Here is a 24,085-nt window from a genome sequence, read left to right as displayed (position 1 = left end):
CGGTACAACACGCCGTTGATCGTCCTTCGGTGGTCGTTCCACCGCCCACCCTGCTGGCCGCCCTCGGGCAGCAGCGGCCTGAGCCGCTCCCACTCTGCGTTGGTTAAGTCACCTCGACCCATAGGCCAATCGTGCCGATGCAGGCACGATCAGTCAGCAGATCTAAGAAACAGCTCCTAACCCTGGCGCGGCCAGTCGAGCGGCGACTCCTGCGGCCGTTCCTCGCTCTGGTGCTGGCAGTCGCACCAGGAGCCGCCGCGGCAGTCGTCGTGACGCTTGTCCTTGCAGCTCTCGCAGATCACGTCTGCAATTATTCTCCCAGAACGTTGTTCGGGTTAGGCTGGCGCCCGTGGATCTCATGGCCGGACTGCTGGCCGACCTCCGGGACGAGAGCGATTCCCTGGAGGCGCTGCTGGCGCCGCTGCGCCCCGCCGACTGGGAGACGCCCACGCCCGCCGCGGGCTGGGCGGTGCGCGACCAGGTGAGCCACCTGGCCTGGTTCGACGACGCCGCCGTGGTGTCGGTCACCGACCCGGACGGCTTCCGCGCCCTGGCCGCGCGGACCGGCTCGGTGGACGACCTCGCGCGGGCCGCGCGCGGCCTGCCGCCGGGTGAGCTGCACGCCTGGTTCCGCGCGTCCCGGTCGCTGGAGGCGTTCGCGACGCTCGGCGCACGCGTGCGGGTGCCGTGGTTCGGGCCGGCGATGTCGGGCGCGTCGTTCGTCACCGCGCGCCTGATGGAGACCTGGGCCCACGGCCAGGACGTGGCCGACGCGCTCGGCGTCGCCCGCGAGCCCACCGAACGGCTGCGGCACGTGGCCCTGCTCGGCGTGCGCGCCCGGCCCTACAGCTTCGCCGCCCGCGGCCTGCCCGAGCCCGCCGGGCCGGTACGCGTCGAGCTCACGACCCCCGGCGGCGACCTGTGGACCGCCGGCCCCGCGGACGCGCCCGCCGCCGTGCGCGGCCCGATGCTCGACTTCTGCCTGCTCGTCACCCAGCGCGTGCACCTGTCGGACACGGCCCTGGAGCCGGCCGGCGAGCCCGCCCGCGCCTGGCTGGAGATCGCCCAGGCGTTCGCCGGGCCGCCGGGGCCGGGGCGGCCGCCCAGGTCAGGGTAAGTTCAGGGTCGTACCGGATGACCTCGGCGGCACGGCCGGTGACATGCTGTGAGCATGCGGACCATTCTGAACGTCATCTGGCTCGTGTTCGCCGGCATCTGGCTGGCGATCGGCTACGCCGTGGCCGGGATCATCTGCTGCATCCTCATCGTCACCATCCCGTTCGGCATCGCCTCGTTCAGGATCGCCGCCTACGCTCTGTGGCCGTTCGGCCGTACGGTCGTGCGCGATCCGGACGCCGGCGTCTTCTCCCTCATCGGCAACGTGATCTGGTGCGTGGTCGCGGGCATCTGGCTGGCGATCGGGCACGTCATCACCTCGATCCCGCTGTTCATCTCCATCATCGGCATCCCCATGGGCATCGCGAACCTCAAGCTGATCCCCGTCTCCCTCCTCCCGCTGGGCGCGCGCATCGTGGACAACGACTAGGGCAGGAGCCGGGACGTAAGCTGTCCCGGAGAGTCACTGCGAAATACCGTTGGGTGCCATGACGTCCACCAATGCGCCTTCCCGGTCCAGGAGGCGGCTCGCCTCGACCGCCCGGGCCAGGCTGAACTGGGTGCTCGACACCAAGTCGTGGGCGATCGTGCGCGCGGCCACGAACGCCGGTGTCGACTACCGGGTCACCGGCCTGGCCGGCGAGGCCGCGTTCTTCGCGCTGCTGTCGTTGCCGCCGTTCGTGCTGGGCCTGATCGGCGTGCTGGGCAAGCTCGGCACCTGGCTCGGCGGCGGCGTCGTCACCGAGGTCAAGACGTGGGTGATCGAGCAGGCCGGGCTGCTGTTCACCGACGACGCCGTCAAGAAGGTGATCAACCCGCTCATCACCGACGTGCTCAGGGACGACGCCAACAAGGTGTCCATCATCTCGCTCGGCTTCCTGCTGTCGCTGTGGTCGGGCTCGCGGGCGCTCTACGTCTACGTCGACCTCATCTCGGTCGCCTACGGGCTGGGGGAGGAGCGCGGCATCATCCGCACCCGGCTGATGTCGTTCGGCCTCTACGTCGTCGGCCTGATCATCGGCATCATCGTCATGCCGATCCTGGTCATCGGCCCCACCCTGCTCAAGGACGCGCTCCCCGGCGAGTACGGCATCCTCATCGACATCCTCTACTGGCCCGTCGTGATCAGCGGCTCGGTGCTGTTCCTCACCGTGCTCTACCACGTCAGCGTGCCGGTGCGGACGAAGTGGTACCGGGAGCTGCCCGGCGCGATCCTGGCCCTGTTCCTGTGGATCGTGTGCGCCGCCGTGCTGCGGGCGGTGCTGGCGGCCTGGTTCTCGCCCGTGTCCGTCTACGGCTCCCTGGCCGCCCCGATCGCGCTGCTGCTGTGGCTGTACATCACCGCCCTGGCCGTGCTGATCGGAGCCATCCTCAACGCCGAGGTCGACCGGCTCTGGCCGGGTGTGAGCCGGACCAAGTAGCGGGACGAGCGGCCGGTTGCGCATCCGCTATCGTCTAGGGCGACGCGACTGGCGCATTCGGTGGGATCGACCACCAGGGAGCGAATCAACCGGGAGCGGAGGCCGAGCGCCTGGGTCTTCGCCAATTGTCAATGATGACAGGGGAGTCATGAGTTCTCTTGCTAGCGCCGACCCGCAGCTCGCCGAGCTCATCAAGGCGGAGGAGCGCCGCCAGGCCGACACCGTCAAGCTGATCGCGTCCGAGAACTACGTGTCCAAGGCCGTGCTCGAAGCGACCGGCACGGTGCTGACCAACAAGTACTCCGAGGGTTACGCGGGCAAGCGCTACTACGAGGGCCAGCAGGTCATCGACCAGATCGAGACGCTGGCGATCGAGCGGGCCAAGGCCGTGTTCGGCGTCAACCACGCCAACGTCCAGCCGTACTCGGGCTCGCCCGCCAACCTGGCCGTCTACCTGGCCTTCCTGCAGCCCGGCGACACCGTGCTCGGCATGGGCCTGCCGTTCGGCGGCCACCTGACCCACGGCTGGTCGGTCTCGGCCACCGGCAAGTGGTTCAACCCGGTCCGTTACGGCGTGCGCCGCGACACCGGCCGCGTCGACCTCGACGAGGTCCGCGAGCTGGCCCTGGAGCACCGGCCGAAGCTGATCTTCTGCGGCGGCACCGCGATCCCGCGCACGATCGACTTCGAGGGCTTCGCCTCCATCGCCCGCGAGGTCGGCGCCGTGCTCGCGGCCGACATCGCGCACATCGCCGGCCTGGTCGCGGGCGGCGCCCACCCGTCCCCGGTGGGTCACGCCGACGTGATCTCCACGACCACCCACAAGACGCTGCGCGGCCCGCGCGGCGCGATGCTCATGGCCACCAGCGACGAGCACGCCACCGCGCTCAACAAGGCCGTCTTCCCCGGCCTCCAGGGCGGCCCGCACAACCACACCACCGCCGCCATCGCCGTCGCGCTGCACGAGGCCGCCCAGCCGTCCTTCCGCGACTACGCCCACCAGGTCGTCGCCAACGCCAAGGCCCTGGCCGAGGAGCTGTCCAGCCGGGGCTTCGACCTGGTCTCCGGCGGCACCGACAACCACCTGATCCTGCTCGACCTGACGCCCAAGGGCATCGGCGGCAAGCCCGCCGCCCAGGCGCTCGACCGGGCCGGCCTGGAGACCAACTACAACGCGGTGCCGTTCGACACCCGCAAGCCGTTCGACCCGTCGGGCATCCGCATCGGCACCCCGTCGGTCACCTCGCGCGGCATGGGCGAGGCCGAGATGCGGCAGATCGGCGCCTGGATGGACGAGGTCGTCACGGCCCTGGCCAAGGGCGACGCCGAGGACGTCATCACCCGCGTCCACCACGAGGTCAGCGAGCTGACCGCCCAGTTCCCCGCCCCCGGCCTGTCCTGATCCCGCGGCCCGCCCGTCCGGCCCGGCCCGCCCCTCGCGGCGGGCGGCCGGACGGTCAGTGCCGGACCGTCACCACGATCTTGCCGAACTGCGCGTTCGACTCCAGGTGCCGGTGCGCCTCGACGATCTCCTCCAGGTCGAACGTGCGGTCCACCACCGCCCGGAACGCGCCCGAGCGCAGCCCCGACGCCACGAACGCCGCCGCCCGCCGCAGCCGTTCGGGCACCCGCGTCGTCTCGTGCATCGTGTACGTCCGCATGTTGAGCGCCGGCATGCCGAGGTCGATCCCCGGATAGGGCGTCGGCCGGCCGCTCAGCGCGCCGTACACCAGCAGCAGCCCCTCGGGGGCGACCACCCTGGCCAGGTCCGTCACGCCCGGCCCGGCCACGGCATCGAAGACGAACTCCGCGCCGCGCCCGCCCGTGGCCGCCAGCACCCGCTCGGCCACGTCCTCCTCCTCGGTGACGATCACCTCGGCGGCGCCCTCCTTCAGCAGGGCCTCCTTCTTGGCCGCGGTGCGGGTGAGGGCGATCGGCGTGGCGCCCATGCGGTCGGCGACCCGGATGGCGGCCAGGCCCACGCTGCTGGAGGCGGCGTTCAGCACCACCGTGTCCCCGGGACGCATCCCGCCCACCTCCACCAGCGCGCCGTAGGCCGTCACGTACGGCATCCACACGGCCGCGCCCTCCACCGGGCCCACCCCCTCGGGACGGGGCAGCACCGCCGCCGCCGGCACGACCGCCCGCCCGGCGTACACGCCGTAGTCGTTCTGCGAGAACGCCGGCACCGTGCTCACCGGCTGGCCGGTGCGCAACCCGGTGACGCCCGCGCCCACCGCCTCGACCACCCCGGCGGCCTCGGTGCCGAGCCGGGCGGGGAAACTCCGGACGGGCTCGATGTAGTGGCCGCTGCGGAACAGCGCCTCGGCCCGGTTGAGGCCGATCGCGTCCACCCGGATCCGCACCTCGCCCGGCCCCGGCTCGCCGGCCGCCACGTCCGCCAGCTCCAGCACCTCGGGGCCGCCGAGCTCGTGGAACAGCACCGTCCTGGTCATCACATCGTCCTTCCGCGTCAGAGGCCGCCATTCAACCCCCGAAGTACGACTACCGTCAAACTTCGATGGATGTCGTACTATGGCTCCATGGACGCCGACCGCACCCCGGACCACCCCGACCTGCGCGAAGTCACCCTGCAACGGGTTCTCGAAGCCCTCGTCGACCCGGTCCGGCGCAGCATCGTCACCCAGCTCGCCACCGCCGCCGGCGACATCAGCTGCGGCGGGTTCGACATCTCGGTGAGCAAGTCCACCGCCACCCACCACTTCCGGGTGCTGCGCGAGGCCGGCCTCATCCGGCAGCACTACGCCGGCACCTCCCGCCTGAACACCCTGCGCAGGGCCGAGTTCGACCAGGCGTTCCCCGGCCTGCTCGACGCCGTCGTCACCGCCGACCGCGCGTCCGCCTGAACGCGGCGAGGCCCTCCCGCCGGCGGCGGAAGGGCCTCGCGCGGGTCCGCGACCTCAGGTCCTGACGGTGAGCAGGGTCGTGCCCGTCCTGGTGACCACCTCGAAGCGGTCGATCTCGGCCAGCGGCGTCGCGCTGCCGCCGTGCATGTAGAGCGGCGCCGGCGAGCCCGGCACGCCGTAACCCGGCGCCGGCACCGACCATCCGGTCATCACCCGCCGCTCGCCCGACTTGCCCACCGACACCAGCTCGCACTCCAGCGGCCCCTTCACCCCCGACAGCTTGAGCGCCGCGTGCGTGCCCCAGCCCTTGGACTCCACCACCAGCCCGCCCGACACCCCGCCGACGCCCTTGCCCGCGATCGGCGTGCCGTCGGCGTAGAACTGCTCGGCCGGGCCCATGTGGTCGGCGCGTCCCGCCATCGCCGGCGGCGGGTCGCCGCCGCCGGTGAGCTGCGTGCCGACGGTAAGACCGCCGGCCACCAGGGCGACCGCCGCCGCCATCCCGAGCAGGAACGTCCCCCGGCGGGCCCGCCGGTCGGCCGCCTTCTTGCGGAGGAGCAGGTCGACCACGCCGGCCTGCCCCTCACGGGGAGGAGGGCCGGCGTCCTCCAGCGGGCCGATGCCGTGCAGCACGCTCGCGACCCCCGCCAGGTCCGACAACTCGAAGCGGCAGGAGGGGCAGGCGCGCAGGTGGGACTCGAAGGCCAGCCGGTCGTCCTCCTCCAGCAGGCCGAGGGCGTAGGCGCCCACGTCGGTGTGCTCGACTCCCGAGGTCACGCTGTCACCCCCCGCTCCTCCAGCGCGACCCGCAGCGCGCGGACCGCGTAGTAGACCCGCGACTTCACGGTGCCCACCGGGATGCCGAGCGCCGCGGCGGCGTCGTTGACCGACCGGTCCCGCAGGATCGTCTCGTTCAGGATCTCGCGGTGCGCCGGTGACAACGCCTTCAGCGCCTCCGACACGACCACCTGGCGCAGCAGCCCCTCCAGTTCGTCCGGCACCGGCACGCTGTCCAGCGCCCCGTCGCCCGATTCCGGCGGGCGCGCCTCCCTGCGCCGCCGGTCGTCGATCACGATGCGTCTGGCCACCGTGGCGAGCCAGGGCATGAGCGAGACCGAGTCGGGGTCCAGCCGCTCCGCGCTGCGCCAGGCCCGGATCATCGTCTCCTGCACCACGTCTTCCGCCCACTGCCGGTCGCCCGCCGTCAGCCGTACCACGAAGGCCAGCAACGGCCGGTGGTACTCCCGGTAGAGCGCGGACACGACCACCTCGTCGTCCGGTCGCACCCGCCGGATCAGGTGGCGCAGGCGCGGCTCGCCCACCGGGGCCGTCCCCTCGGCCGAGGGCGGGGGATACGTGCTGATCCGCATCAGGCCCCTTTCTCGCGTCCGTCGGGAGGGAGTACGCTCGGCCGCCCTGGCGGGGTTCAACGGATCGCCGAAACATAATGCGATTGCATCTGCCGGGAAAGGGTGGTTAGAGTCGCATGCGTAACCGATCGAGGAGGTGAGGGCTATGCGGGTCGTTCTGTTCCGCCTGTCGTCCGTCTACCTCCGGGCCCTCGTCTGAGCTGCCCGTTTCCTTCTCGATCAAAGGTTTCACCGTCTTGTCTTACGACCTTTCCCTGCTCGGCTGGACCGATCTGCGCGCCGCCGAGCTCCCTGCTGACACCGTCCCGGCGCGGGTGGCCCGCGTCGACCGCGGCGCCGCCGAGGTGATCGCCGCCGACGGTCAGCACCACGTCCGCTACGGCGCCCGCGTGCGCCGTTCCTCCGCCGACGACCCGGTGGCCCTGCCGTGCGTGGGCGACTGGGTCGCGCTCAGATGGCTGCCCGAAGGCCGGTACGAGCTCGACCAGGTGCTCTCCAGGACCACCGCGTTCATCCGGGGCGGCGTGAGCCGCCACTCGACCGGCGGGCTGTCCGGCGACGGCCAGGGCCAGGTGCTCGCGGCCAACGTCGACGTCGTCTTCGTGGCCGAGCCGTCCATGCACTCGACCGACTTCGCCGACCTGGGCCGCATCGAGCGCCTGGTGGCGCTGGCCTGGGAGTCCGGCGGCACGCCCGTCGTGCTGGTGACCAAGTCCGACCTGTTCGAGTCGGGCCTCGACGAGCTGATGGCCGACGTGCGGGCCGCCGCGCCGGGCGTCGACGTGCACGCCGTCTCCTCGGTGCTGGGGGAGGGGGTCTCGCTGGCCGCGAGCTACCTGCACGGCTCCCGTACGGCGGTCGTGCTCGGGCCTTCCGGCGCGGGCAAGTCCACCCTGGTCAACGCGCTGGCCGAGGCGGGCGTGATGGACACCCAGCAGGTGCGCGCGGCCGACGGGCGCGGCCGGCACACCACCGTCCACCGGGAGCTGATCCCGCTGCCCGGCGGCGGCCTGATCATCGACACCCCGGGCATCCGCCGGATCGGCCTCTACGACATCGGTGAGGGCGTCGACCTCGTCTTCGCCGACATCGAGCAGCTGGCCGAGCGGTGCCGCTTCGCCGACTGCGGGCACGTGAGCGAGCCGGGCTGCGCCGTCCTGGACGCCATGGAGAACGGCGAGCTGCCCGAACGCCGGCTGCAGAGCTGGCGCAAGCTGCAGCGCGAGGCGGCCTGGATGGCGTCCCGCACGGATGCGCGGCTGCGCAAGGAGCAGCAGAACAAGTGGAAGATCATCCACAAGGAGATGCGCCGCTCCAGCCGCAACCGTCCCTGACGGTCCCCGTCCGGCTTTCTCGCCTTCCTCCTGCCTGGTGCGGGAGGGAGGCGAGTAGACCGGGTGGTGCGGGTATGCACAGGTCATGCAGGTGTTCGCGGATCGGGCCGAGGCCGGGGCGTTGCTGGCCGAGCGGCTGCCGGAGGTGCGCGACCCCGTCGTGCTGGCGTTGCCGCGTGGCGGGGTCGCCGTCGCCGTGCCGGTCGTCCGCCGGCTCGGCGGCGACCTCGACGTGCTCGTCACCCGGAAGATCGGCTACCCGCCCGCTCCCGAGCTGGGCGTGGGGGCGATCGCCGAGGGCGGCGAGCCGGTGTTCGACCTGACGATGCTCGACCGGCTCGGGCTGACGCCCGAGGACCTGGCCGACGTGGTCGAGCGGGAGCGGCACGAGCTGGCCAGGCGGGTGCGGGTCTACCGGGGTGACCGGCCGCTGTCGCCGCTGGCCGGACGCGAGGTGATCGTCGTGGACGACGGCCTGGCCACGGGCGGGACGGCGCGGGCGGCCCTGCGCGCGGTGGCCGCGGCCGGTCCCGCCAGGGTGACGCTGGCCGTGCCGGTCGGCGCTGAGGAGACCGTCGAGAGGATGCGCGCGGAGGCCGACGAGGTGGTGGTGCTGCTGACGCCGGTCGACTTCAGGGCGGTCGGCCAGTGGTACGAACACTTCGACCAGCTCACCGACGAGGACGTGCTGGACCTCCTGGAGCAGAGGTGACCTGCACCCGGACGGCGCCGCTCGTACCGCTGTCTACGCGGACAGGACCGCCCAGACCAGCTTCCGGGAGCCGCCGGGGGCGAACCAGCCCCACGCGCTGCAGAGCGCGTCGACCAGCCGCAGCCCGCGCCCGAACTCGGCGAACACGTCGGCCGGCGCCGCCACCGGGACGGACTCGCTGTGGTCGGTCACCACGCAGGCCAGCTCGGGCCGGCGGAGGAGCAGCCGGAGCTGCACGGCTCCGCCGCCGTGCCGCATCGCGTTCGTGACCAGCTCGGAGACCACCAGTTGCACGTCGTAGGCCAGGTCGGCGGCGGCCCACGAGGTGAGCGTCTGGTCCACGAAACGCCGGGCCATCGCGACGCAGGCCGGCTCGAACGCGGTGTGCTCGTGGAAGGGGAACACCGCGTCGCACTCTCCGGCGCGCCCATCCACCAGAATGGTGGCGAGCCACCCTGGTGGCCGGGAACCGATGACGGCTTGCGGCCGAGCGTCGAAAGTCGTCATCCTGGCCCCCGAAGCGCGGTCTGGTGATCCAGTGCCCATCTTTACGGGGTGTGGGTAGTGATGCAAGACTTTTCGTGTTTTACCGATGCGAATACCATCTGCACGTGCAGATGATCTAGGAGCGGTCGAGTGAGCGCACAGAGCGCGGAGGGAAAGCTTCTCAGCTACACGCCGGGAAGCCCGACGGTGCTGCGGATCCTGCTGGGTACGCAACTGCGCAGGCTCCGTACCGAGAAGGGTATCTCCCGGGAGGATGCCGGGTACTCGATTCGCGCCTCTCATGCGAAAATCAGCCGACTTGAGCTCGGTCAGGTCAGCTTCAAGCAGCGAGACGTCGCCGACCTGCTCACCCTCTACGGTGTCACCGCTCCGGAGGACCGCGAGCCGCTGCTCGCCCTGGCCCGGCAGGCCAACGCGCCGGGCTGGTGGCACAAGTACGGCGACCTGCTGCCCGGCTGGTTCGAGGTCTACATCGGGCTGGAGGGGGCCGCCTCGGCCATCCGCACGTTCGAGAACCAGTTCGTCCCCGGCCTGCTGCAGACGCCCGCGTACGCCAAGGCCGTGATCCGGCTCGGCAACGAGAAGGCGCTCGACGCCGAGCTCGACCGCCGCGTCACCCTGCGCACCACCAGACAGCAACGGCTGGAGAGCGGGCTCAAGCTGTGGGCCGTGATCGACGAGGCCGTCCTGCGGCGTGGGCTCGGCGGGGCCGAGGTCATGCGCGAGCAGATCCGCCACCTGCTCGACGCCACGGAGGAGCGCAACGTCACCGTGCAGGTGATGCCGTTCGAGAGCGGCGGGCACGCGGCGGCCGGCGGCTCGTTCAGCATCCTGCGCTTCCCCGAGCGCGACCTGCCCGACGTGGTCTACATGGAGCAGCTCACCAGCGCCCTCTATCTGGACAAGCCGGCCGACTCCGACCACTACATGGAGGTCATGGACCGGCTGAGCATCCAGGCCCTGGAGCCGAAGCAGACACGGCGCTTTCTGGAACAGCTCATTTCCGGATGAGCTGCTGAAACTCCTGTGATCCACTCCATAGTCGGATTTTTGGTCATCCGGTATATGGAGTCTGTCGTGCTGTCGTAGGGTCGGCGCAAACGCGGATGCACGTGCATCCGTAAGATTGCTAGGAGCTTCCCCCATGCACGAGTTCCGGAACGGAACCCCCGCCGGTCACCTCCCCGTCGTGTGGCGCAAGAGCAGGCGAAGCAATCCCAACGGCAACTGCGTCGAGGTCGCGGGCCTGCCCACGGGTGAGATCGCCATGCGTAACTCCCGGTTCCCCGACGGCCCCGCGCTGGTCTACACGCAGGCCGAGATCAGCGCGTTCGTCCTGGGGGCCAAGGACGGCGAATTCGACGACCTGATCGTCTGACTCCCCGTCCGATCAGCGGGGTTCGTTGTACCAGCGCCACCGGGTCTGGCGCGGCCGTCCGGGCAGCTCACCGCGGCCGGTCGCCCACAGGAGCGTGGCCCACGGGGCGGTGTCCACGGGGACGTCGGGGAACAGGCGGGCCAGCACCCGCGAGCACAGGTCCGCGGGCGGCTCCCAGGCCAGGCCGAGCCCCTCGGACACGTCGTGCATATGCACGAGCGTTTCCACCAGGCCCATCGCGGCGGTCGCCGAGGCGTCCGCCATGCCGAAGATGTGATGACCGCGCGCCTGCGGCGGCGCGGTGCGGACCATGGCCGACAGCAGCGCGCCGGAGGCCTGGAGCACCTGCAGCAGCCCGGTGGGCCCGGCCGCGCGGTCGGCGTGGATGGTGTTGTTCGGGCCGCCGGGCCTGCGCCGCTCCAGCACGAAGGGCACGTACGTGTCCAGCGGCGGCACGTTGAGGCCGAGCTGGGCGGCGTAGGCGAACAGGTCGTCGGCGAGGTGCTCGACGGTCTCCCAGCAGGTCCACTCCAGTGAGCCCGCCTTCGCCTCCCACGCCTGCGGCGGCGCGTCCCGCAGCGTGTCGACGGCGAGGGCGACGGCCTGGTCGAGGTCGTCCGCGGTCACGAGCGCTGAATCCGGCATGAGGGGCACCTTACCGCCGTCCGGTTCGTGCGCCCGCGTGTAGGGTCGTCACGATCCGCACGTCCGTACGGGAGCCCGCATGACTGAGCCCGAAGACCTCACCGCGCGCCCCCGCATCAGGGACGCGGCGCTGCTGCGCTTCGGCGAGCACGGCTTCGAGGGGCCACGACCCGCGCCGGCGCCGTGCCCGCCGGGCGCAACCCCGTGGCCGCGGCGCTCGACGCGCTCGCGCCCTACCGGCTGTACGTGGCGCAGGCGCTGGCCGAGGGCCGGGCCGCTGCTCGACCTCTACTCCCACCCCCTGCTGACCCCGGAGGCGGCGGCGGAGCTGCGGCACGCCCTCGGCAAACCCCCCGAAAGCGGATGATCCCGCTCAGGACGGGTCCGCTCAGGCCGGGTCCTTTCTGGACGGGCCCGCTCAGGATCGGTTCTTTTCTGGACGGATCTGCTCAGGACAGGAAGTCCGTCAGCGTCGAGAGCAGCGCCTCCGGCCGGCCGAGCACGCCGTGGTCCTCGCCGGGCAGCACCACGTGCCGGGCGCCCGCCACGGCGTCGGCGACGGCCCGCACGGCGTCCAGCATCCACTTCGGCGACTGGTCGCCGCCGATCGCCAGGGTGGGCACGGTGACGCGGGACAGCCGCTCGACCGGCAGCGACTGCCCCGGGCCGCACACGGCGGCGTCGTAGGCGAGCGTGTGCGCCAGGCTGGTGAACCAGCCCCACACGGGCTCCGACCGCATGCCCGCCACCACCTCGGCGGGCACGTCGGCGCCCTCGGTCAGGAACAGCGCCACGGCCTCGTCGCGGCGATCGCCCTCGACGAGGCCGCGCAGCCGCTCGGCGAAGTCGCCGCCGGGCGCGGTGCGCGCGCCGTCCACGACGTACGGCGGCTCGTAGACGGCCAGACGGGTGATCGGCAGCCCGTGCGCGGCGGCCTCCAGCGCGAGGACGGCGCCGGAGGAGTGGCCGAAGACGCTCGCCGAGCCGCCCGCGTGCTCGATCAGCGCGGCGAGGTCCTCGATCTCCCGCTCGACGGCGTAGGCGGGCGCGTCGCCGCTGCCGCCCCGGCCGCGCCGGTCGTGGGCGATCGCGCGGAAGCCGGGGGCGAGGGCGGCGGCGAGGGCGGCGACGGTGGTGCGGTCGTTGAAGGCACCGCCCACCAGGATCACCGGGTGGCCCTCGCCGCTGCTCTCGAACGCGATGCGGGTGCCGTCGGCCGAGGTGACGGTCTGAACCGTGGACTGCATGTCGAACTCCTTCTGCGGGCTCTTGTCAGCAGGAGGTCGGAGCCGTCCCACGCTTCTCTACATGCTTCTCCCGGAGAACATGCTTCTACCGGAAAATTCGCGGATCGGCCTGGAGGCCACGCGAGAGCCGGACGGTGATGAACTCGTTGTCGTCGGGACGTCCGGGCGTGCGGCCGCTGGAGAAGGGGAAGTTGTTGTCGTCCAGGAGGCCCAGGGTGCGGTCGTCGAGGACGACGACGTCCTCGATGGTCTGGAACGGGAACCGGAACGTGCCGGGCGTGCCGCCGAGGCCGCGCGGGTCGGCCAGGTCGAGCAGGTCGGCCACCTGCGTCTTGTCCAGCGCGCCGTCGTGGTCGCGGTCGCGCGTGTCGGCCAGGTAGACACGCTTGACCTTGGCCGCGTCGCCCTGGAGGTTGTCCCGCTCGATGATCAGGAAGCGGTTCGCGTCCACGGCGACGGCGTCGCCGATGGAGTGCGCGGGGTCCTCCAGCCGGTACGTCCACGTGTGCCCGGTGTACGCGCGACTGCGCAGGTCGAACTCGTTCATCCGCAGAGTGCCCGCGGGGTCGCCGCTCACCGTGCCTTCGAGCAGCGGGTAGAGCCGGCGGCCGTCCACCGACCTGGCCATGCCCTCGAAGCCCTTGCTGCTGGCCAGATTGGGCTGGGCGCCGTTCAGCCAGGGGTTCTCGGGGGCCTTGACGCCGGGCAGCTCGATCGGGGCGTCGAGCAGCCGGCCCCTGCGGTCGAAGTGCAGCAGGAACGGGCCGAACTCGTCGCCGATCCAGTACGTGCCGTCCGTCGCGCGCACGATCGACTCGACGTCGAAGTCGGAGCCGGTCAGCGTACGGTCCTGGCGGGTCAGGGCGAACGGGACGAGCCCCCGCGGGTCGGTCAGGTTGAAGCCGCCGAGCACCTCGACCGTCCTGGCGGCGAAGTCCGGCTTGACGCGATGCACCCGCAGGAGGAAGTCGGCGCTGTTGGCCTTGTTGCCGAAGCCGTTGTCGGACAGCACGTCGAAGGTGCCGTCGTGGCGGCGGGCGATGCCGCTGAAGCCCTGCACGGGCTGGCCGGGGAAGGGCGGGGTGACGCCGTTGACCGGCGCGGTGCCGAGGAGGGAGCCCGACGGCTCGCTGCCGGGCACGTAGGTCCGGGCGGGCAGCGCGGCGAAGCCGGTCAGCGTGGCGCGGCCGAACGCGGCGGGCGCGCGGTCCGCGGGCCGGGCGGGATCGGCCATGGCAGCGGTCGCCGGGGCGGCGAGGGCGAGCGCGATGGCCGCCGCGCACGTCAGGGTGGTGATGCGTCTCATGGCGGGCACGCTAGAGCCGGCACATGACGGCATTCCGAACACCAGACGACCTCCAGCGATGTTCCTGGAGGAATCGGTGCCAGTCCGCCCGAGCCCGGTGACCTGCGTACATCCCCGGACGAAAGCGCGCACGGCCGGAAACGCGACGGCCACCCCTGCCCTGGGTCGGGCGGGGGTGGCCGGGCGATGCTTTGTGCGGGATGACGATCTCGGGCCTGATCAGGCAGTTGCCCCGACCGGGTTCGCCAGAGCCTGGGCATGGAAGGCCAGGCTCCGGTTCATCGGGACAACTGAGTGATCACGCGATGATCGTTGATGCTGCCGAGGTGTGTCAGGCGGCGGAGATGCCGGCGCTGGCGGCGCGGCGCATGCGACGGCGACGCTCGCTGGCGCGCTCGTCCTCGTTGAGACCGCCCCACGTGCCGTACTTCTCCGGCCGGGACAGCGCGTAGTCTAGGCACTCGTTGCGGACAGGGCACCCGGCGCAGATCGCCTTGGCCTTCCGCTCACGTACGTCACGCTCGGGCTGCCGCTCCCCGTCGGGGCCGAAGAAGAGCACGAGATCCTCACCCCGGCACGCGGCATCATCCTGCCAACCCCAGCTGGGGCGCGGGCGGGCGAGCTGCCGACGTACCTGAGACATGAGAAAACCACCTTCGTGAGAGGTATTTCGGTAATTGAGCCGCATTGGACGCTTTTGGCGTCACTGTTCCAACGCAAGGACGGGCCGTGATGTTCCCTAGTCAGGCGAGGGCGGGCGTGGCGTACCGCACAGGCGTGAGCCTGTCCAGCGAAACCAGCCGGTAGGTGGTGATCGTCTCGGCGCAAGCCGTACCACACGGCGCTGTGAACGCCGATGGCTCAACCACAACCTGGAACCGGACGTCTCCGCAGCGCACGACTGCTTCGGTGACGTCGCCGTCCGACCTGGAGGATTCCACGGCCACTGCGCCGACGGAGCACTCTCCCGTATGGGCTCGGGCAAAATGCTCGACGGCTTGCAATGGCTCAGGGATGCCTGCGCGCCCCCGGAGACGGTCGAGAATGACCTCGCCCGACCGGTACGCGTTAGCCGCTGCCAGTGCAGCAGCCTGAGACATGCTGCCGTAGAAAATTCCGTGTGGCAAGCACACGAGGTTGGCGGCGTAGCGATCGCCGCCAACGTGTGACGTTTCCCACACTCTGTCCGGCAAAGATTCGGCCAGGGACCGAGCGAGGGGTAGTCCAATGCGGGCGCAGCACGCATTGCGCTTGGCGTGCGTGCAGACCAGAAATACCGGCTCGTCTTCAAGTATGCAGGACTCCGGGAGCACTCCGGCCATGAAGGCGTCCAGGTCAAGATCGTCCGGACCTGCGACGACGCCACTGGCCAACCAGGGGTGGTCGCCCGTGGCGTAGGCCAATAGCACACGGATGCCCTGCTCCCGCTGGCGGGTTCGCTTGCCGGGACGCCTGATGAGCTGAGGCCTGATACCGCGTTCGAGCGCTCTGCGCACGAGTTCGGAGATTTCTTCAGGAAGTTGCAAGTTTTCCAGGTGGGACGGCCACGGGCCGGCGTACTCGACGAGCAGCCAGAGCCTGGCGCCCACGGTGGCGCTGGCCAGGGTGGGCATGGCTCCCGTGTGGCAGCCCGCCGGATGCTCGCATCCCCTCGCCAACGCCTCCCCCTTCCCGACGAATTAGGTAAGGATAACCTAACGCACTGGCGGGTTTGGGGCCGGGGTCACCCGATCCCGAGCACGTCGCGTGTCGCGGGCAGCGCCCGGTCGCGGTCGGCGGCGACCAGGCCGATCCTGGTCCTGCGGTCCAGCAGGTCGGCCTCGTCGAGCGCGCCCTCGTGCCGGACCGACCAGAGCAGGTCGCCCTTGGTCAGGCCGAGCCCGACCTCTTCGGGGTGGGCCTTGACCAGCTCGTACGCCGCCGCAGCCTCGCTGCCGTACCGCTCGGCCAGCCGGGGCGGCACCCCGTCCGGCTGCGGGCCGGCGCCGGCCAGGGGGATCTGCTTCGTCCGGCTGGGTCCGGCGTCGAGGTCTTTGAGGGAGACCGCCCGGTCGATGGCGTCCTCGGCCATTCGCCGGTATGTCGTGAGTTTGCCCCCGACGACCGTGACCACGCCGCCGTCCGACACGACCGCGTGTCGGCGGGAGAGGTCCGCCGTGCGGCCGTCCGCGGCCAGGAGCGGCCTCAGGCCCGCGTACGCGCCCGCGACCGCCTCAGGGGTCACCGGAGTCTCCAGGATGCCGTTCAGCACCTCCAGGAGCGCCGTGACGTCCTCCGCGGGCACCTCGGGGACGTCGGGCACCGGCCCGTCCACCGGCTCGTCGGTCAGCCCGACGTAGACGCGGCCGTCGCCCTGGGGGAGTACGAGCGCGAACCGGTTGCTCTCTCCGGGAATGGGCACGTGCATGCCGGCGATCAGCCCCGGCAGCGTCCCGGCGTCCAGCACCAGGTGGCTGCCCCGGGACGGCCGCAGCCGCACCGCCGGGTCGAGCTGCCCGGCCCACACGCCCGTCGCGTTGACCACGGCTCTGGCCCGGATGGTGAACCGCTCGCCGGTCAGCTCGTCGCGCATCTCGGCGCCCTCGTCCGTGAGCCGCAGGGCGCGGCAGCGGGTCAGGACGCGGGCGCCGTGCCCGGCGGCGCTCCTGGCCAGCGCCACGACCAGGCGGGCGTCGTCGAGCAGCCGGCCGTCCCACGACAGCAGGCCGCCGCGCAGGCCGTCGCGCGCCAGCACCGGCGCGAGCGTGTGGGCGCGCGCCGCGCCGAGCCGCGTGGGGCCGGGCAGCAGGCGGCGCGGCGTGCGCGCGGCGGTCCGCAGCCCGTCGCCGAGCCGGTATCCGGTCATCACCAGGGCGGCCTGCCGCGGGGAGACCGCCGGCGTCAGCGGCAGCAGGTACGGATGGGCCTTGACCAGGTGCGGAGCCGTCGTCCTGAGCAGGATGCCGCGCTCGACCGCGCTCTCGTAGGCCACGTCCACCTGGCCCTTGGCGAGGTAGCGCAGCCCGCCGTGGACCATCTTGGAGCTCCACCTCGACGTGCCGAAGGCCAGGTCGTGCGCGTCGACCGCCGCTACGCTCAACCCGCGGGAGGCGGCGTCGAGGGCCGCGCCGGCTCCCGTCGCGCCGAGCCCCACCACCAGCACGTCCAGCCGCTCCGCGGCGACCACGCCCAGTTCGTACGACCTTCTGCGGGCGTTCAGCGAGCTATCCAAGGTAGGCCTCCAGCAGGGCGGCGAGTTCGGCGTCCAGGTCGTCGAGCGTCACGGGGTCGAGCATCGTGGGGGCCGACAGCAGGAACGACTGGGCCACCAGCAGCACGGCCCGCGCCCTGGCCGGCCCGCCGACGGCCGGCTCCAGCAGGGCCAGCACCGCTTCGTGGCTCGCCCCCCGCCGGTCCAGCAGGTACGGCAGCAGCAGCTCCGGGTCCGCCTCGACGATCTTGCGCCACAGCGGGTGCCCGCGCAGCCCCCGTACGCCCGCCACGATCGCGGGCACCGGATCGCACAGGTCGAGCCCCGACACGACCGCGACCCACTCCCGCGTCATCAGGTCGGCGACCAGCGAGCGCACGTCCGGCCAGCGGCGGTAGATCGTCATGCGCGACACGCCCGCCCGCCTGGCCACGTCCGTGAGCGTGGTCCTGCGCACGCCGTAGGCCAGGACGCACGCGCGGGCCGCGTCCAGCACAGCCTCATTGTGACGGTTCGACGTCATGTGTCACAGTGTATGCGTGACCGGTGAACCCATGTCGTGGTGTGGCTGGGGCGACCCCGCCAAGGCCCGCGAGCTGCCCGAACAGATCCGCAAGCTGCTGCACGACCTGCTCGGCGTGCGCGCGCCCGACACTCCGGCCGCGGCCATCGACGAGGTCCGGCTGCCGCCGGTCGCGCTGCCCGAGCCGGCGCTGGCCGCGCTCGCGGCCGTCACCGGGCCCGCGCACGTGCTGACCTCCCACGAGGCCAGGCTGCGGCACACGCGCGGCAAGTCCACGCCCGACCTGCTGCGGATGCGCGCGGGAGACGGCTCCGACGCCCCCGACGCGGTCGTGCTGCCCGGCTCGCACGAGGAGGTGGCCGAGCTGCTGCGGCTGTGCGCGGCCGAGCGGATCGCGGTCGTGCCGTTCGGCGGCGGCACCTCGGTCGTCGGCGGGCTCGTGGCCGCGCGAGCCGGCTTCATCGGCGTGATCGCGCTCGACCTGGGCAGGCTCGACCGGCTGCGCTCGGTCGACGCCGAGTCGATGGTGGCCGACTTCGAGCCGGGCGTGCGCGCCCCCGAGGCCGAGCGGCTGCTCGCCGAGCACGGCCTCACGCTGGGGCACTTCCCCCAGTCCTTCGAGTACGCCACGCTCGGCGGCTTCGCCGCGGCCCGCTCCAGCGGCCAGGCCTCGGCCGGGTACGGGCGCTTCGACGACATGGTCGTCGGCCTCACTCTGGCGACGCCGTCCGGGACGCTGGAGCTGGGCCGCGCGCCCAAGTCCGCGGCCGGGCCCGACCTGCGCCAGCTCGTCCTGGGCTCGGAGGGGGCGTTCGGCGTCATCACGTCGTTGCGGCTGCGGGTGCGCAGGCGGCCGGCCGAGCGCCGCTACGAGGGCTGGCGGTTCGAGTCGTTCCGAGCGGGGACGGCCGCCGTGCGGGCACTCGCCCAGGAAGGCCCGCTCCCGACCGTGTTGCGGCTCTCCGACGAGACCGAGACCATGATCGGCCTGGCCCGGCCGGACGCGATCGGCGGCGGCGGCTCCGGCTGCCTGGTGATCCTCGGCGTCGAGGGCGACTGGATCGGCCACCGGCACGCCGCGGCCGCCGCGGTCCTGGCCCGGCACGGCGGCGAGCCGCTGGGGCCCGAGCCTGGCCAGGCGTGGGAGCACGGCCGCTTCTCCGCGCCGTACCTGCGCGACTCGCTGCTCGGCGCGGGCGCCACCGTGGAGACCCTGGAGACGGCCGGCTTCTGGTCGAACCTGCCGCGCCTGTACGACGCCGTCCGGCTGGCCCTGCTCGGCGCGCTCGGCTCGCCACTGGTCATGTGCCACGTCTCGCACGTGTACGAGACCGGCGCCTCGCTGTACTTCACCGTCGTGACCCCGCAGCAGGACGACCCGGTCGAGCAGTGGCAGCGGGCCAAGGAGGCGGTGAACGCGGCGATCGTCGAGGCCGGCGGGACGATCTCGCACCACCACGGGGTGGGCCGCGACCACCGGGACGCCTACGGCGCGGAGCTGGGCCCGCTGGGCGTGGGCGTGCTCCAGGCCGTCAAGGAGCGGCTGGACCCGGCCGGGATCCTCAACCCGGGGGTGCTGGTCCCTCAGTCGCCGCCGGGGATCTGATCGGCCTCGGCCAGCGTCTCGGCGGCGTCGCTGTAGCGGTGGAGGGCCTCGTACGCCTCGGCCAGCCGGTAGAGGGAGACCGCGAGGTGGCCGCCGTCCAGCCCGCGGCTGAGCGCCACCGCCTCCTGCGCCATGGGCAGCGCCTCGGTGGCGCGGGAGCGGTCGAGCAGCAGCCGGGCCGTGGTGCGCAGGCAGTGGGCCAGCAGGCCGGTGTGCTCGGCGGGGGAGCGGGCGGCCAGCGCCCGGCTCTGGGCGACGGCCTCCAGCGCCCGGTCGACGCCCCGGCCGCCCCGCCGGGGGAGGGTGAGCGCGTAGGCGAGTAACGCCTGCACGGAGGCCGCGTCGGGGCTGCCCGTCCGGGTCGCGTCGTCCGGGCCGTTCCGGTTCATGGCAGCCCACCTCCGCGTCCCAAGGGCTTGCTTGGGGACGTGAGGTTACACCATGCCGCACCATCTGTGTTCCCGGGAGTACGGAGCGTGGAGTGTGCGCGAATGGTGGATGCCGGTAAAGATGTGGTCATGGTGGAAGTCGCGGCCGAGCGCGGGAAGCAGCATTCGTCACGGGTGTCGAAGGCCGGGGCCGGCTGGTCCTGCGCGGAACCGGGGACGTTCGCCCAGCTCAGACCGGACAAGGGCGGATTCACCTGGCTGAATTTACGCACGCTCTGGTTGTCCAGGAACGAGATCCTGGCGAGCTTGTTCGGCGACCCTTCGGGGGAGGTGCGGAAACGGTGGATCGCGGCACAGGAAGCCCGCGGGATAGATCCGGAATTTCGTATCAAGCCCGGCGTCGGGGGAAATTTCAATTTCCTGATTCTGGGCGACACCGGCGAGGGCGACGCCTCCCAGTACGCCGTCGTCCCCGGGATGCTCAGGCTCGGGCAGGACACCTCGTTCGCCGTCATCGCCAGCGACGTCATCTACCCGACGGGGTCGGGCAACGAGTACGGGGACAAGTTCTTCCGCCCGTACAAGGACTACGACGCACCGATCTACGCGATCCCCGGCAACCACGACTGGTACGACGGGCTCGGCGGCTTCATGCGGGTCTTCTGCGACGCCCCGCCGCTCAAGCCGACGCCGGACCGCGGGCTGCGCGGCCTGCTGTGGCGCAAGCCGGAGACGATCGACGAGGGCAGGCTGGCCGAGGCGCGCAAGCTGCGCGGCCGGCCGGCCCAGCAGGCCGCGCAGCCGGCGCCGTACTGGGCGATCGAGAGCGACAGCCTGCTGATCGTGGGCGTGGACACCGGCATCAAGAACGTGATCGACAGGGCCCAGACGGCCTGGTTGCGCCGCGTCTCGCTCGACCCGCGGCCGAAGATCCTGGTGACCGGGAAGCCCATCTACACCGGCAACGTGCACAAGCCGTCACCGCTGGAGGAAGGCGGCACGATCGATGACATCGTGCGCGACCCGGCCCACCGGTACGTCGCGGCCATCGGCGGAGACGTGCACAACTACCAGCGCTATCCGGTCAAGGTGGGCGACCGGGTGATCCAGTACATCGTGACCGGCGGCGGCGGCGCCTTCATGCACGCCACCCACATCATCGGCAGGGTGGACGTCGCCGGCGTGGCCGAGGACGACTTCAAGTGCTACCCGCTGCGCGGCGACTCGCTGTCCTTCTACAGCCAGCTCTACGCCCGCCGCCTGCGGATGAAGTGGCTCTGCCTCACCCCCGACGAGGCCGTGTGCATCATGTCCAGCCAGATCGGCAACCGCCCGGCCCGGCCGGTCGGGGGGCCGGTCACGGTCACCCGGCGGATGCGCTGGGCGGCGCGGCTGCTCGGGGCCTGGCCGTGGCCGTTCAGGCTGCCGGTGGACAAGGTGTTCCACCGCTTCCTGTCGGAGCTGTCCGACTGGGACCAGCCGCCGTTCTTCAAGCAGTTCCTGCACGTGTCGGTCACGCCCGACCGGCTGACCCTGCGCTGTTTCGCCGCCACCGGCTGCCTGGAGCAGGAGCTCCGGCCGCCGCTGGAGGACGAGGTGCACATCGATTTGTCGTAGCTGTTTGGCACCCTTATGTGCGTGTATGTCGTGGTAGCGGGGGAGACGGTGCTTCCCGTCGGAGGAACGGCCCGGCGCGCGGCCGACCCGGCGTCCGCGGTGCGGGAGCTGGAGTCCGGGAGCGGGCCGCGGTGGGTCTGGGCCGACACGCGGGAGACGTACCCGCCGCTGCTGGAACGCGGCGTGCGGGTCGCGCGCTGCCACGACCTCGCGCTCACCGAGGGGCTGCTGCTCGCCCACGAGGGCCGCTACGGCGAGCCGCGCTCGGCGCGGGCCGCCCACGCCCGGCTGCACGGCCTGCCGGTGCCCGACGACCAGCCGAGCGTGCCCGGCACGCTGTTCGCGCCGGAGCCGCTGTCCGCCGAGGCGGTGGCCGAGGTGCTGGCCGACCAGCTCCGCCGGATCGAGGAACTGCCCGAGCCCGGCCGCTTCCGGCTGCTGGTCGCCGCCGAGTCCGCGGGCGCCCTGGTCGCGGCCGAGATGTCGCACGAGGGCATGCCCTGGCGCCTGGACGTGCACGACGCGCTGCTCACGGACCTGCTCGGCCCGCGGCCCGTGCACGGCATGCGCCCGGCCAAGCTGCAGGCGCTGGCCGACGAGGTGGCGGCGGCCTTCGGGCGGCCGGTCAACCCCGACTCGGTGCAGCAGCTGGTCAAGGCGTTCAAGGGGGCCGGGGTGGCGCTGCGGACGACCCGGTCGTGGGAGCTGAAGAAGATCGACCATCCCGCCGTCACGCCGCTGCTGGCCTACAAGGAGCTGGCCCGGCTCCACAGCTTCCACGGCTGGGCGTGGGCCGACCAGTGGGTGCGCGGCGGGCGCTTCCGCCCCGAGTACGTCGTCGGCGGCGTGGTGTCCGGCCGGTGGGCGACCAGCGGCGGCGGCGCGCTGCAGATCCCCAAGGTGATGCGCCGGGTCGTGGTGGCCGACGCGGGATGGACGCTGGTCGTCGCCGACGCGGCCCAGCTGGAGCCGAGGGTGCTGGCCGCGATGGCCGGCGACGGCGGGCTGGCCAGGGCGGCGGGGGAGATCGACCTGTACTCGGCGCTGGCCCAGTCGTTCGGCGGCGAGCGCGGGAACGCCAAGATCGCCATGCTGTCCGCCATGTACGGCGGCACCAGCGGCGACGCCTCCAAGCTGCTGGCCGTCATGCGCCAGCGCTTTCCCAAGGCGTACCAGTTCGTGGAGGACGCGGCCAAGGCCGGGGAGGAGGGGCGGCTGGTGCGGTCGTGGCTCGGGCGGACCAGCCCGCCGCCGTCCGGGCGGTGGAAGGAGCTGGTGTCCGGCCCGGAGGGCGGCCGGGCGGCCCGCGACCGGGGCAGGTTCACCAGGAACTTCGTGGTGCAGGGCACGGCGGCCGAATGGGCCCTGGCGTTGCTGGCAGTGCTGCGCGGGCTGCTGCCCGAGCCCGCCAGGCTGGTGTTCTTCCAGCACGACGAGGTCATGGTGCACTGCCCGCTGGAGCAGGCCGAGGAGGTCACCGCGGCGGTGACGGCGGCGGCGGCGGCGGCCAGCAGGCTGCTGTTCGGCTCGACCCCGGTGCGCTTCCCGATGGAGACGGTCGCCGTGGGGTGCTACGCCGACGCCAAGTGACCGTTCAGGCCGCCGCGGCGCGGTCGCGGTACCGGGCCGCGGCCAGCCAGAGCCCGGCCACGGTGACCATGACGCCGACGACCAGGCCGAGCACGCCGTAGGACAGGATGCCCACGATGGCGCCCGCGATGATCGTCCCGGTGGCGCCGCAGACGTTCATCAGCAGGTCGGACAGGCCCTGCACGGCGGGCCTGCGGTCGATCGGCAGCGACTCGGTCACCAGCGCAGACCCGGCGACCAGTCCGCACGACCAGCCGAGCCCGAGCACGACCAGGGCCGTCGTCACCTGCCACACCCGGTGCCCCGCCGTGCCCGCCAGAACGGCCGCGGCCAGCAGCAGCGCCGAGCCGAGCAGCAGCACCGGCACCTTGCCCGCCCGGTCGGCCAGCCATCCCACGACCGGCGAGAACATGTACATGCCGGCGATGTGCAGGCTGATCACCAGGCCGATGACGTTCAGGTTCGAGCCGTCGTGGTGGAGCTTGACGGGGGTCATCGACATGATCGAGACCATCGCGGTGTGGGCCACCGCGATCATGACGAGCGCGCGGCGGGCCATGGGGGTCTCGCGCAGCGTGCGCAGGCCCGTCCTGATCGTGCGGTGGCGGCCGGGGGCGGGCTCGGGGGCGCCGTCCAGCTCGCGGGCCAGCTTGAGCGGGTCCGGACGCAGGCCGCCGATGATGATCACCAGCGCCACGGCGAACGCCAGCGCCGCGAACGCGAACGGCCCCGCCTTGGCCGCCAGCCCCGCCTCGATGCCCATCCGGTCGGCGGGCTCGGCCAGGTTGGGCCCGGCGACCGAGCCGACGGTCGAGGCCCACACCACCAGCGACAGGTGCCGGGCCGAGTGACCCTGCGGCGACAGGTCGGTGGCCGAGTAGCGGGCCGCCAGGCTGCCCGCGCTGCCGCCGCCGACCAGCACGAGCCCGGCCAGCAGCAGCGGCCAGTTGCCCAGGCTGATCGCGGCCACCGAGATCGCGCAGCCGGCCAGCGCCGCCAGGTAGGTCAGGGACAGGCCGGCCCGGCGGCCCCCCAGGGTCGACAGCCGCGCGGTCGGCAGCGCGAGCAGCGCCGCCCCGAGCACGGTCGCGGTTCCGGCGAACCCGCTGATCACGGTCGAGCCGGACAGCTCGTCCACGACCACCGAGCTGAGCGCCAGCCCGACGGCCACCCCCACGCCGCCCACGATCTGCGCGGCGGACAGGACGGCCAAGGTTCGACGCTGGACCCTGACGAGGTCAGGCCGGGAGACGGGGGGTTTCGTGGG

The 24,085-nt window shown here is 72.3% G+C and carries 28 protein-coding genes; 13 read left to right on the top strand and 15 right to left on the bottom strand.

Annotated elements, in window-relative coordinates; genetic code table 11:
* Together AB0J71_RS13345 and AB0J71_RS13340 are read right to left on the bottom strand one after the other, a co-directional pair.
* Nucleotides 1-122, bottom strand: a 122-nt coding sequence (locus AB0J71_RS13345; RefSeq protein WP_364414234.1) for a transposase, incomplete at its 3' end; no start/stop codon positions are given.
* Nucleotides 123-176: 54 nt separating this feature from the next.
* Nucleotides 177-302: a hypothetical protein gene (locus AB0J71_RS13340; RefSeq protein WP_352328175.1), complete on the bottom strand. Its 126-nt coding sequence runs from the start codon at nucleotides 300-302 to the stop codon at nucleotides 177-179.
* A 56-nt stretch (nucleotides 303-358) separates the two neighbouring features.
* On the opposite strand from AB0J71_RS13340, the gene AB0J71_RS13335 reads away from it, so the two are divergent.
* From AB0J71_RS13335 to glyA, 4 genes are all read left to right on the top strand, one after another.
* Nucleotides 359-1,117 (top strand): TIGR03084 family metal-binding protein, encoded by a 759-nt coding sequence (locus tag AB0J71_RS13335; RefSeq protein WP_364414232.1) that lies wholly within the window; start codon nucleotides 359-361, stop codon nucleotides 1,115-1,117.
* Nucleotides 1,118-1,171: 54 nt separating this feature from the next.
* Nucleotides 1,172-1,546, top strand: coding sequence for a YccF domain-containing protein (locus tag AB0J71_RS13330; protein ID WP_352328176.1), 375 nt, complete (start codon nucleotides 1,172-1,174; stop codon nucleotides 1,544-1,546).
* Nucleotides 1,547-1,604: 58 nt separating this feature from the next.
* On the top strand, nucleotides 1,605-2,537 hold the full coding sequence (locus AB0J71_RS13325; protein WP_352328177.1) for a YihY/virulence factor BrkB family protein: 933 nt from the start codon (nucleotides 1,605-1,607) through the stop codon (nucleotides 2,535-2,537).
* 148 nt (nucleotides 2,538-2,685) lie between these two features.
* Nucleotides 2,686-3,939 (top strand): serine hydroxymethyltransferase, encoded by a 1,254-nt coding sequence (gene glyA / locus AB0J71_RS13320; RefSeq protein WP_352328178.1) that lies wholly within the window; start codon nucleotides 2,686-2,688, stop codon nucleotides 3,937-3,939.
* A 55-nt stretch (nucleotides 3,940-3,994) separates the two neighbouring features.
* Here glyA and AB0J71_RS13315 read toward each other — a convergent pair whose 3' ends face one another.
* On the bottom strand, nucleotides 3,995-4,993 hold the full coding sequence (locus AB0J71_RS13315) for a zinc-dependent alcohol dehydrogenase family protein (protein WP_364414223.1): 999 nt from the start codon (nucleotides 4,991-4,993) through the stop codon (nucleotides 3,995-3,997).
* Nucleotides 4,994-5,080: 87 nt separating this feature from the next.
* Between AB0J71_RS13315 and AB0J71_RS13310 the strand changes: the two genes are divergently transcribed.
* A complete protein-coding gene (locus AB0J71_RS13310; RefSeq protein ID WP_358284828.1) occupies nucleotides 5,081-5,404 on the top strand; it encodes a helix-turn-helix domain-containing protein in 324 nt (107 codons plus the stop codon).
* A gap of 54 nt (nucleotides 5,405-5,458) precedes the next feature.
* On the opposite strand, the gene AB0J71_RS13305 is transcribed toward AB0J71_RS13310, so the two are convergent.
* Together AB0J71_RS13305 and AB0J71_RS13300 are read right to left on the bottom strand one after the other, a co-directional pair.
* Nucleotides 5,459-6,181, bottom strand: coding sequence for a zf-HC2 domain-containing protein (locus AB0J71_RS13305; protein WP_364414221.1), 723 nt, complete (start codon nucleotides 6,179-6,181; stop codon nucleotides 5,459-5,461).
* Complete coding sequence (locus AB0J71_RS13300; RefSeq protein ID WP_352327191.1) at nucleotides 6,178-6,666, bottom strand: sigma-70 family RNA polymerase sigma factor; 489 nt, start codon at nucleotides 6,664-6,666, stop codon at nucleotides 6,178-6,180. Before AB0J71_RS13300 ends, AB0J71_RS13305 begins: the two co-directional genes overlap by 4 nt.
* Before the next feature lie 344 nt (nucleotides 6,667-7,010).
* Between AB0J71_RS13300 and rsgA the strand changes: the two genes are divergently transcribed.
* Entirely contained in the window at nucleotides 7,011-8,108 is a 1,098-nt protein-coding gene (gene rsgA / locus AB0J71_RS13295) for a ribosome small subunit-dependent GTPase A (RefSeq protein ID WP_352327189.1), read from the top strand.
* 85 nt (nucleotides 8,109-8,193) lie between these two features.
* The gene (locus AB0J71_RS13290) at nucleotides 8,194-8,820 is read left to right on the top strand and encodes a phosphoribosyltransferase family protein (protein WP_352327188.1); all 627 of its coding nucleotides are present in this window, start codon (nucleotides 8,194-8,196) and stop codon (nucleotides 8,818-8,820) included.
* A gap of 33 nt (nucleotides 8,821-8,853) precedes the next feature.
* Here AB0J71_RS13290 and AB0J71_RS13285 read toward each other — a convergent pair whose 3' ends face one another.
* The gene (locus AB0J71_RS13285) at nucleotides 8,854-9,225 is read right to left on the bottom strand and encodes an ATP-binding protein (RefSeq protein ID WP_364414219.1); all 372 of its coding nucleotides are present in this window, start codon (nucleotides 9,223-9,225) and stop codon (nucleotides 8,854-8,856) included.
* A gap of 231 nt (nucleotides 9,226-9,456) precedes the next feature.
* Between AB0J71_RS13285 and AB0J71_RS13280 the strand changes: the two genes are divergently transcribed.
* Complete coding sequence (locus AB0J71_RS13280; RefSeq protein WP_352327186.1) at nucleotides 9,457-10,338, top strand: helix-turn-helix transcriptional regulator; 882 nt, start codon at nucleotides 9,457-9,459, stop codon at nucleotides 10,336-10,338.
* Nucleotides 10,339-10,471: 133 nt separating this feature from the next.
* Entirely contained in the window at nucleotides 10,472-10,705 is a 234-nt protein-coding gene (locus AB0J71_RS13275; RefSeq protein ID WP_352327185.1) for a DUF397 domain-containing protein, read from the top strand.
* A 12-nt stretch (nucleotides 10,706-10,717) separates the two neighbouring features.
* Here the strand turns inward: AB0J71_RS13275 and AB0J71_RS13270 are convergent, their stop codons facing one another.
* Nucleotides 10,718-11,350 (bottom strand): maleylpyruvate isomerase N-terminal domain-containing protein, encoded by a 633-nt coding sequence (locus AB0J71_RS13270; protein WP_352327184.1) that lies wholly within the window; start codon nucleotides 11,348-11,350, stop codon nucleotides 10,718-10,720.
* A gap of 79 nt (nucleotides 11,351-11,429) precedes the next feature.
* Here AB0J71_RS13270 and AB0J71_RS13265 point away from each other — a divergent pair, with 79 nt between their 5' ends.
* Nucleotides 11,430-11,717, top strand: coding sequence for a hypothetical protein (locus tag AB0J71_RS13265; RefSeq protein ID WP_364414217.1), 288 nt, complete (start codon nucleotides 11,430-11,432; stop codon nucleotides 11,715-11,717).
* Nucleotides 11,718-11,799: 82 nt separating this feature from the next.
* On the opposite strand, the gene AB0J71_RS13260 is transcribed toward AB0J71_RS13265, so the two are convergent.
* The 6 genes from AB0J71_RS13260 to AB0J71_RS13235 all read right to left on the bottom strand — a co-directional run bounded on the left by AB0J71_RS13260 (nucleotide 11,800) and on the right by AB0J71_RS13235 (nucleotide 17,616).
* Nucleotides 11,800-12,597 (bottom strand): alpha/beta hydrolase, encoded by a 798-nt coding sequence (locus AB0J71_RS13260; RefSeq protein WP_364414215.1) that lies wholly within the window; start codon nucleotides 12,595-12,597, stop codon nucleotides 11,800-11,802.
* Between the two features lie 85 nt (nucleotides 12,598-12,682).
* Entirely contained in the window at nucleotides 12,683-13,903 is a 1,221-nt protein-coding gene (locus tag AB0J71_RS13255) for an esterase-like activity of phytase family protein (RefSeq protein WP_364414213.1), read from the bottom strand.
* Nucleotides 13,904-14,234: 331 nt separating this feature from the next.
* A complete protein-coding gene (locus AB0J71_RS13250; RefSeq protein ID WP_125634885.1) occupies nucleotides 14,235-14,546 on the bottom strand; it encodes a WhiB family transcriptional regulator in 312 nt (103 codons plus the stop codon).
* Nucleotides 14,547-14,646: 100 nt separating this feature from the next.
* Complete coding sequence (locus AB0J71_RS13245; RefSeq protein WP_352327181.1) at nucleotides 14,647-15,516, bottom strand: sucrase ferredoxin; 870 nt, start codon at nucleotides 15,514-15,516, stop codon at nucleotides 14,647-14,649.
* A 110-nt stretch (nucleotides 15,517-15,626) separates the two neighbouring features.
* Nucleotides 15,627-17,114, bottom strand: coding sequence for a glycerol-3-phosphate dehydrogenase/oxidase (locus AB0J71_RS13240; RefSeq protein ID WP_352327180.1), 1,488 nt, complete (start codon nucleotides 17,112-17,114; stop codon nucleotides 15,627-15,629).
* Entirely contained in the window at nucleotides 17,107-17,616 is a 510-nt protein-coding gene (locus AB0J71_RS13235; protein ID WP_352327179.1) for a helix-turn-helix domain-containing protein, read from the bottom strand. Before AB0J71_RS13235 ends, AB0J71_RS13240 begins: the two co-directional genes overlap by 8 nt.
* Before the next feature lie 31 nt (nucleotides 17,617-17,647).
* Between AB0J71_RS13235 and AB0J71_RS13230 the strand changes: the two genes are divergently transcribed.
* A complete protein-coding gene (locus AB0J71_RS13230; protein ID WP_364414230.1) occupies nucleotides 17,648-19,222 on the top strand; it encodes an FAD-binding oxidoreductase in 1,575 nt (524 codons plus the stop codon).
* Here AB0J71_RS13230 and AB0J71_RS13225 read toward each other — a convergent pair.
* The gene (locus AB0J71_RS13225) at nucleotides 19,201-19,611 is read right to left on the bottom strand and encodes a hypothetical protein (RefSeq protein ID WP_352322350.1); all 411 of its coding nucleotides are present in this window, start codon (nucleotides 19,609-19,611) and stop codon (nucleotides 19,201-19,203) included. The genes AB0J71_RS13230 and AB0J71_RS13225 overlap by 22 nt on opposite strands.
* A 129-nt stretch (nucleotides 19,612-19,740) precedes the next feature.
* Here AB0J71_RS13225 and AB0J71_RS13220 point away from each other — a divergent pair, with 129 nt between their 5' ends.
* Nucleotides 19,741-21,228: a metallophosphoesterase gene (locus tag AB0J71_RS13220; protein WP_352322352.1), complete on the top strand. Its 1,488-nt coding sequence runs from the start codon at nucleotides 19,741-19,743 to the stop codon at nucleotides 21,226-21,228.
* Nucleotides 21,229-21,258: 30 nt separating this feature from the next.
* A complete protein-coding gene (locus AB0J71_RS13215; protein WP_364414228.1) occupies nucleotides 21,259-22,818 on the top strand; it encodes a bifunctional 3'-5' exonuclease/DNA polymerase in 1,560 nt (519 codons plus the stop codon).
* Nucleotides 22,819-22,822: 4 nt separating this feature from the next.
* Here AB0J71_RS13215 and AB0J71_RS13210 read toward each other — a convergent pair whose 3' ends face one another.
* Entirely contained in the window at nucleotides 22,823-24,031 is a 1,209-nt protein-coding gene (locus tag AB0J71_RS13210; protein WP_352322356.1) for an MFS transporter, read from the bottom strand.
* Between the last annotated feature and the right edge of the window lie 54 nt (nucleotides 24,032-24,085).

The sequence above is a fragment of the Nonomuraea sp. NPDC049637 genome, assembly GCF_040675235.1.
Taxonomy (GTDB): Bacteria; Actinomycetota; Actinomycetes; order Streptosporangiales; family Streptosporangiaceae; genus Nonomuraea.
Note: the sequence above shows the minus strand (reverse complement) of the source record. Positions and strands in the feature narration are given on the sequence as shown.

What these genes read in the sequence shown, in the direction of transcription:
- AB0J71_RS13335 (WP_364414232.1), top strand. Translation starts at nt 359, where the DNA reads ATGGCCGGACTGCTGGCCGACCTCCGGGACGAGAGCGATTCCCTGGAG.
- AB0J71_RS13330 (WP_352328176.1), top strand. Translation starts at nt 1,172, where the DNA reads ATGCGGACCATTCTGAACGTCATCTGGCTCGTGTTCGCCGGCATCTGG.
- AB0J71_RS13325 (WP_352328177.1), top strand. Translation starts at nt 1,605, where the DNA reads ATGACGTCCACCAATGCGCCTTCCCGGTCCAGGAGGCGGCTCGCCTCG.
- glyA (WP_352328178.1), top strand. Translation starts at nt 2,686, where the DNA reads ATGAGTTCTCTTGCTAGCGCCGACCCGCAGCTCGCCGAGCTCATCAAG.
- AB0J71_RS13315 (WP_364414223.1), bottom strand. Translation starts at nt 4,993, where the DNA reads ATGACCAGGACGGTGCTGTTCCACGAGCTCGGCGGCCCCGAGGTGCTG.
- AB0J71_RS13310 (WP_358284828.1), top strand. Translation starts at nt 5,081, where the DNA reads ATGGACGCCGACCGCACCCCGGACCACCCCGACCTGCGCGAAGTCACC.
- AB0J71_RS13290 (WP_352327188.1), top strand. Translation starts at nt 8,194, where the DNA reads ATGCAGGTGTTCGCGGATCGGGCCGAGGCCGGGGCGTTGCTGGCCGAG.
- AB0J71_RS13275 (WP_352327185.1), top strand. Translation starts at nt 10,472, where the DNA reads ATGCACGAGTTCCGGAACGGAACCCCCGCCGGTCACCTCCCCGTCGTG.
- AB0J71_RS13270 (WP_352327184.1), bottom strand. Translation starts at nt 11,350, where the DNA reads ATGCCGGATTCAGCGCTCGTGACCGCGGACGACCTCGACCAGGCCGTC.
- AB0J71_RS13265 (WP_364414217.1), top strand. Translation starts at nt 11,430, where the DNA reads ATGACTGAGCCCGAAGACCTCACCGCGCGCCCCCGCATCAGGGACGCG.
- AB0J71_RS13260 (WP_364414215.1), bottom strand. Translation starts at nt 12,597, where the DNA reads ATGCAGTCCACGGTTCAGACCGTCACCTCGGCCGACGGCACCCGCATC.
- AB0J71_RS13255 (WP_364414213.1), bottom strand. Translation starts at nt 13,903, where the DNA reads ATGAGACGCATCACCACCCTGACGTGCGCGGCGGCCATCGCGCTCGCC.
- AB0J71_RS13250 (WP_125634885.1), bottom strand. Translation starts at nt 14,546, where the DNA reads ATGTCTCAGGTACGTCGGCAGCTCGCCCGCCCGCGCCCCAGCTGGGGT.
- AB0J71_RS13245 (WP_352327181.1), bottom strand. Translation starts at nt 15,516, where the DNA reads ATGCCCACCCTGGCCAGCGCCACCGTGGGCGCCAGGCTCTGGCTGCTC.
- AB0J71_RS13235 (WP_352327179.1), bottom strand. Translation starts at nt 17,616, where the DNA reads ATGACGTCGAACCGTCACAATGAGGCTGTGCTGGACGCGGCCCGCGCG.
- AB0J71_RS13230 (WP_364414230.1), top strand. Translation starts at nt 17,648, where the DNA reads ATGTCGTGGTGTGGCTGGGGCGACCCCGCCAAGGCCCGCGAGCTGCCC.
- AB0J71_RS13225 (WP_352322350.1), bottom strand. Translation starts at nt 19,611, where the DNA reads ATGAACCGGAACGGCCCGGACGACGCGACCCGGACGGGCAGCCCCGAC.
- AB0J71_RS13220 (WP_352322352.1), top strand. Translation starts at nt 19,741, where the DNA reads ATGGTGGAAGTCGCGGCCGAGCGCGGGAAGCAGCATTCGTCACGGGTG.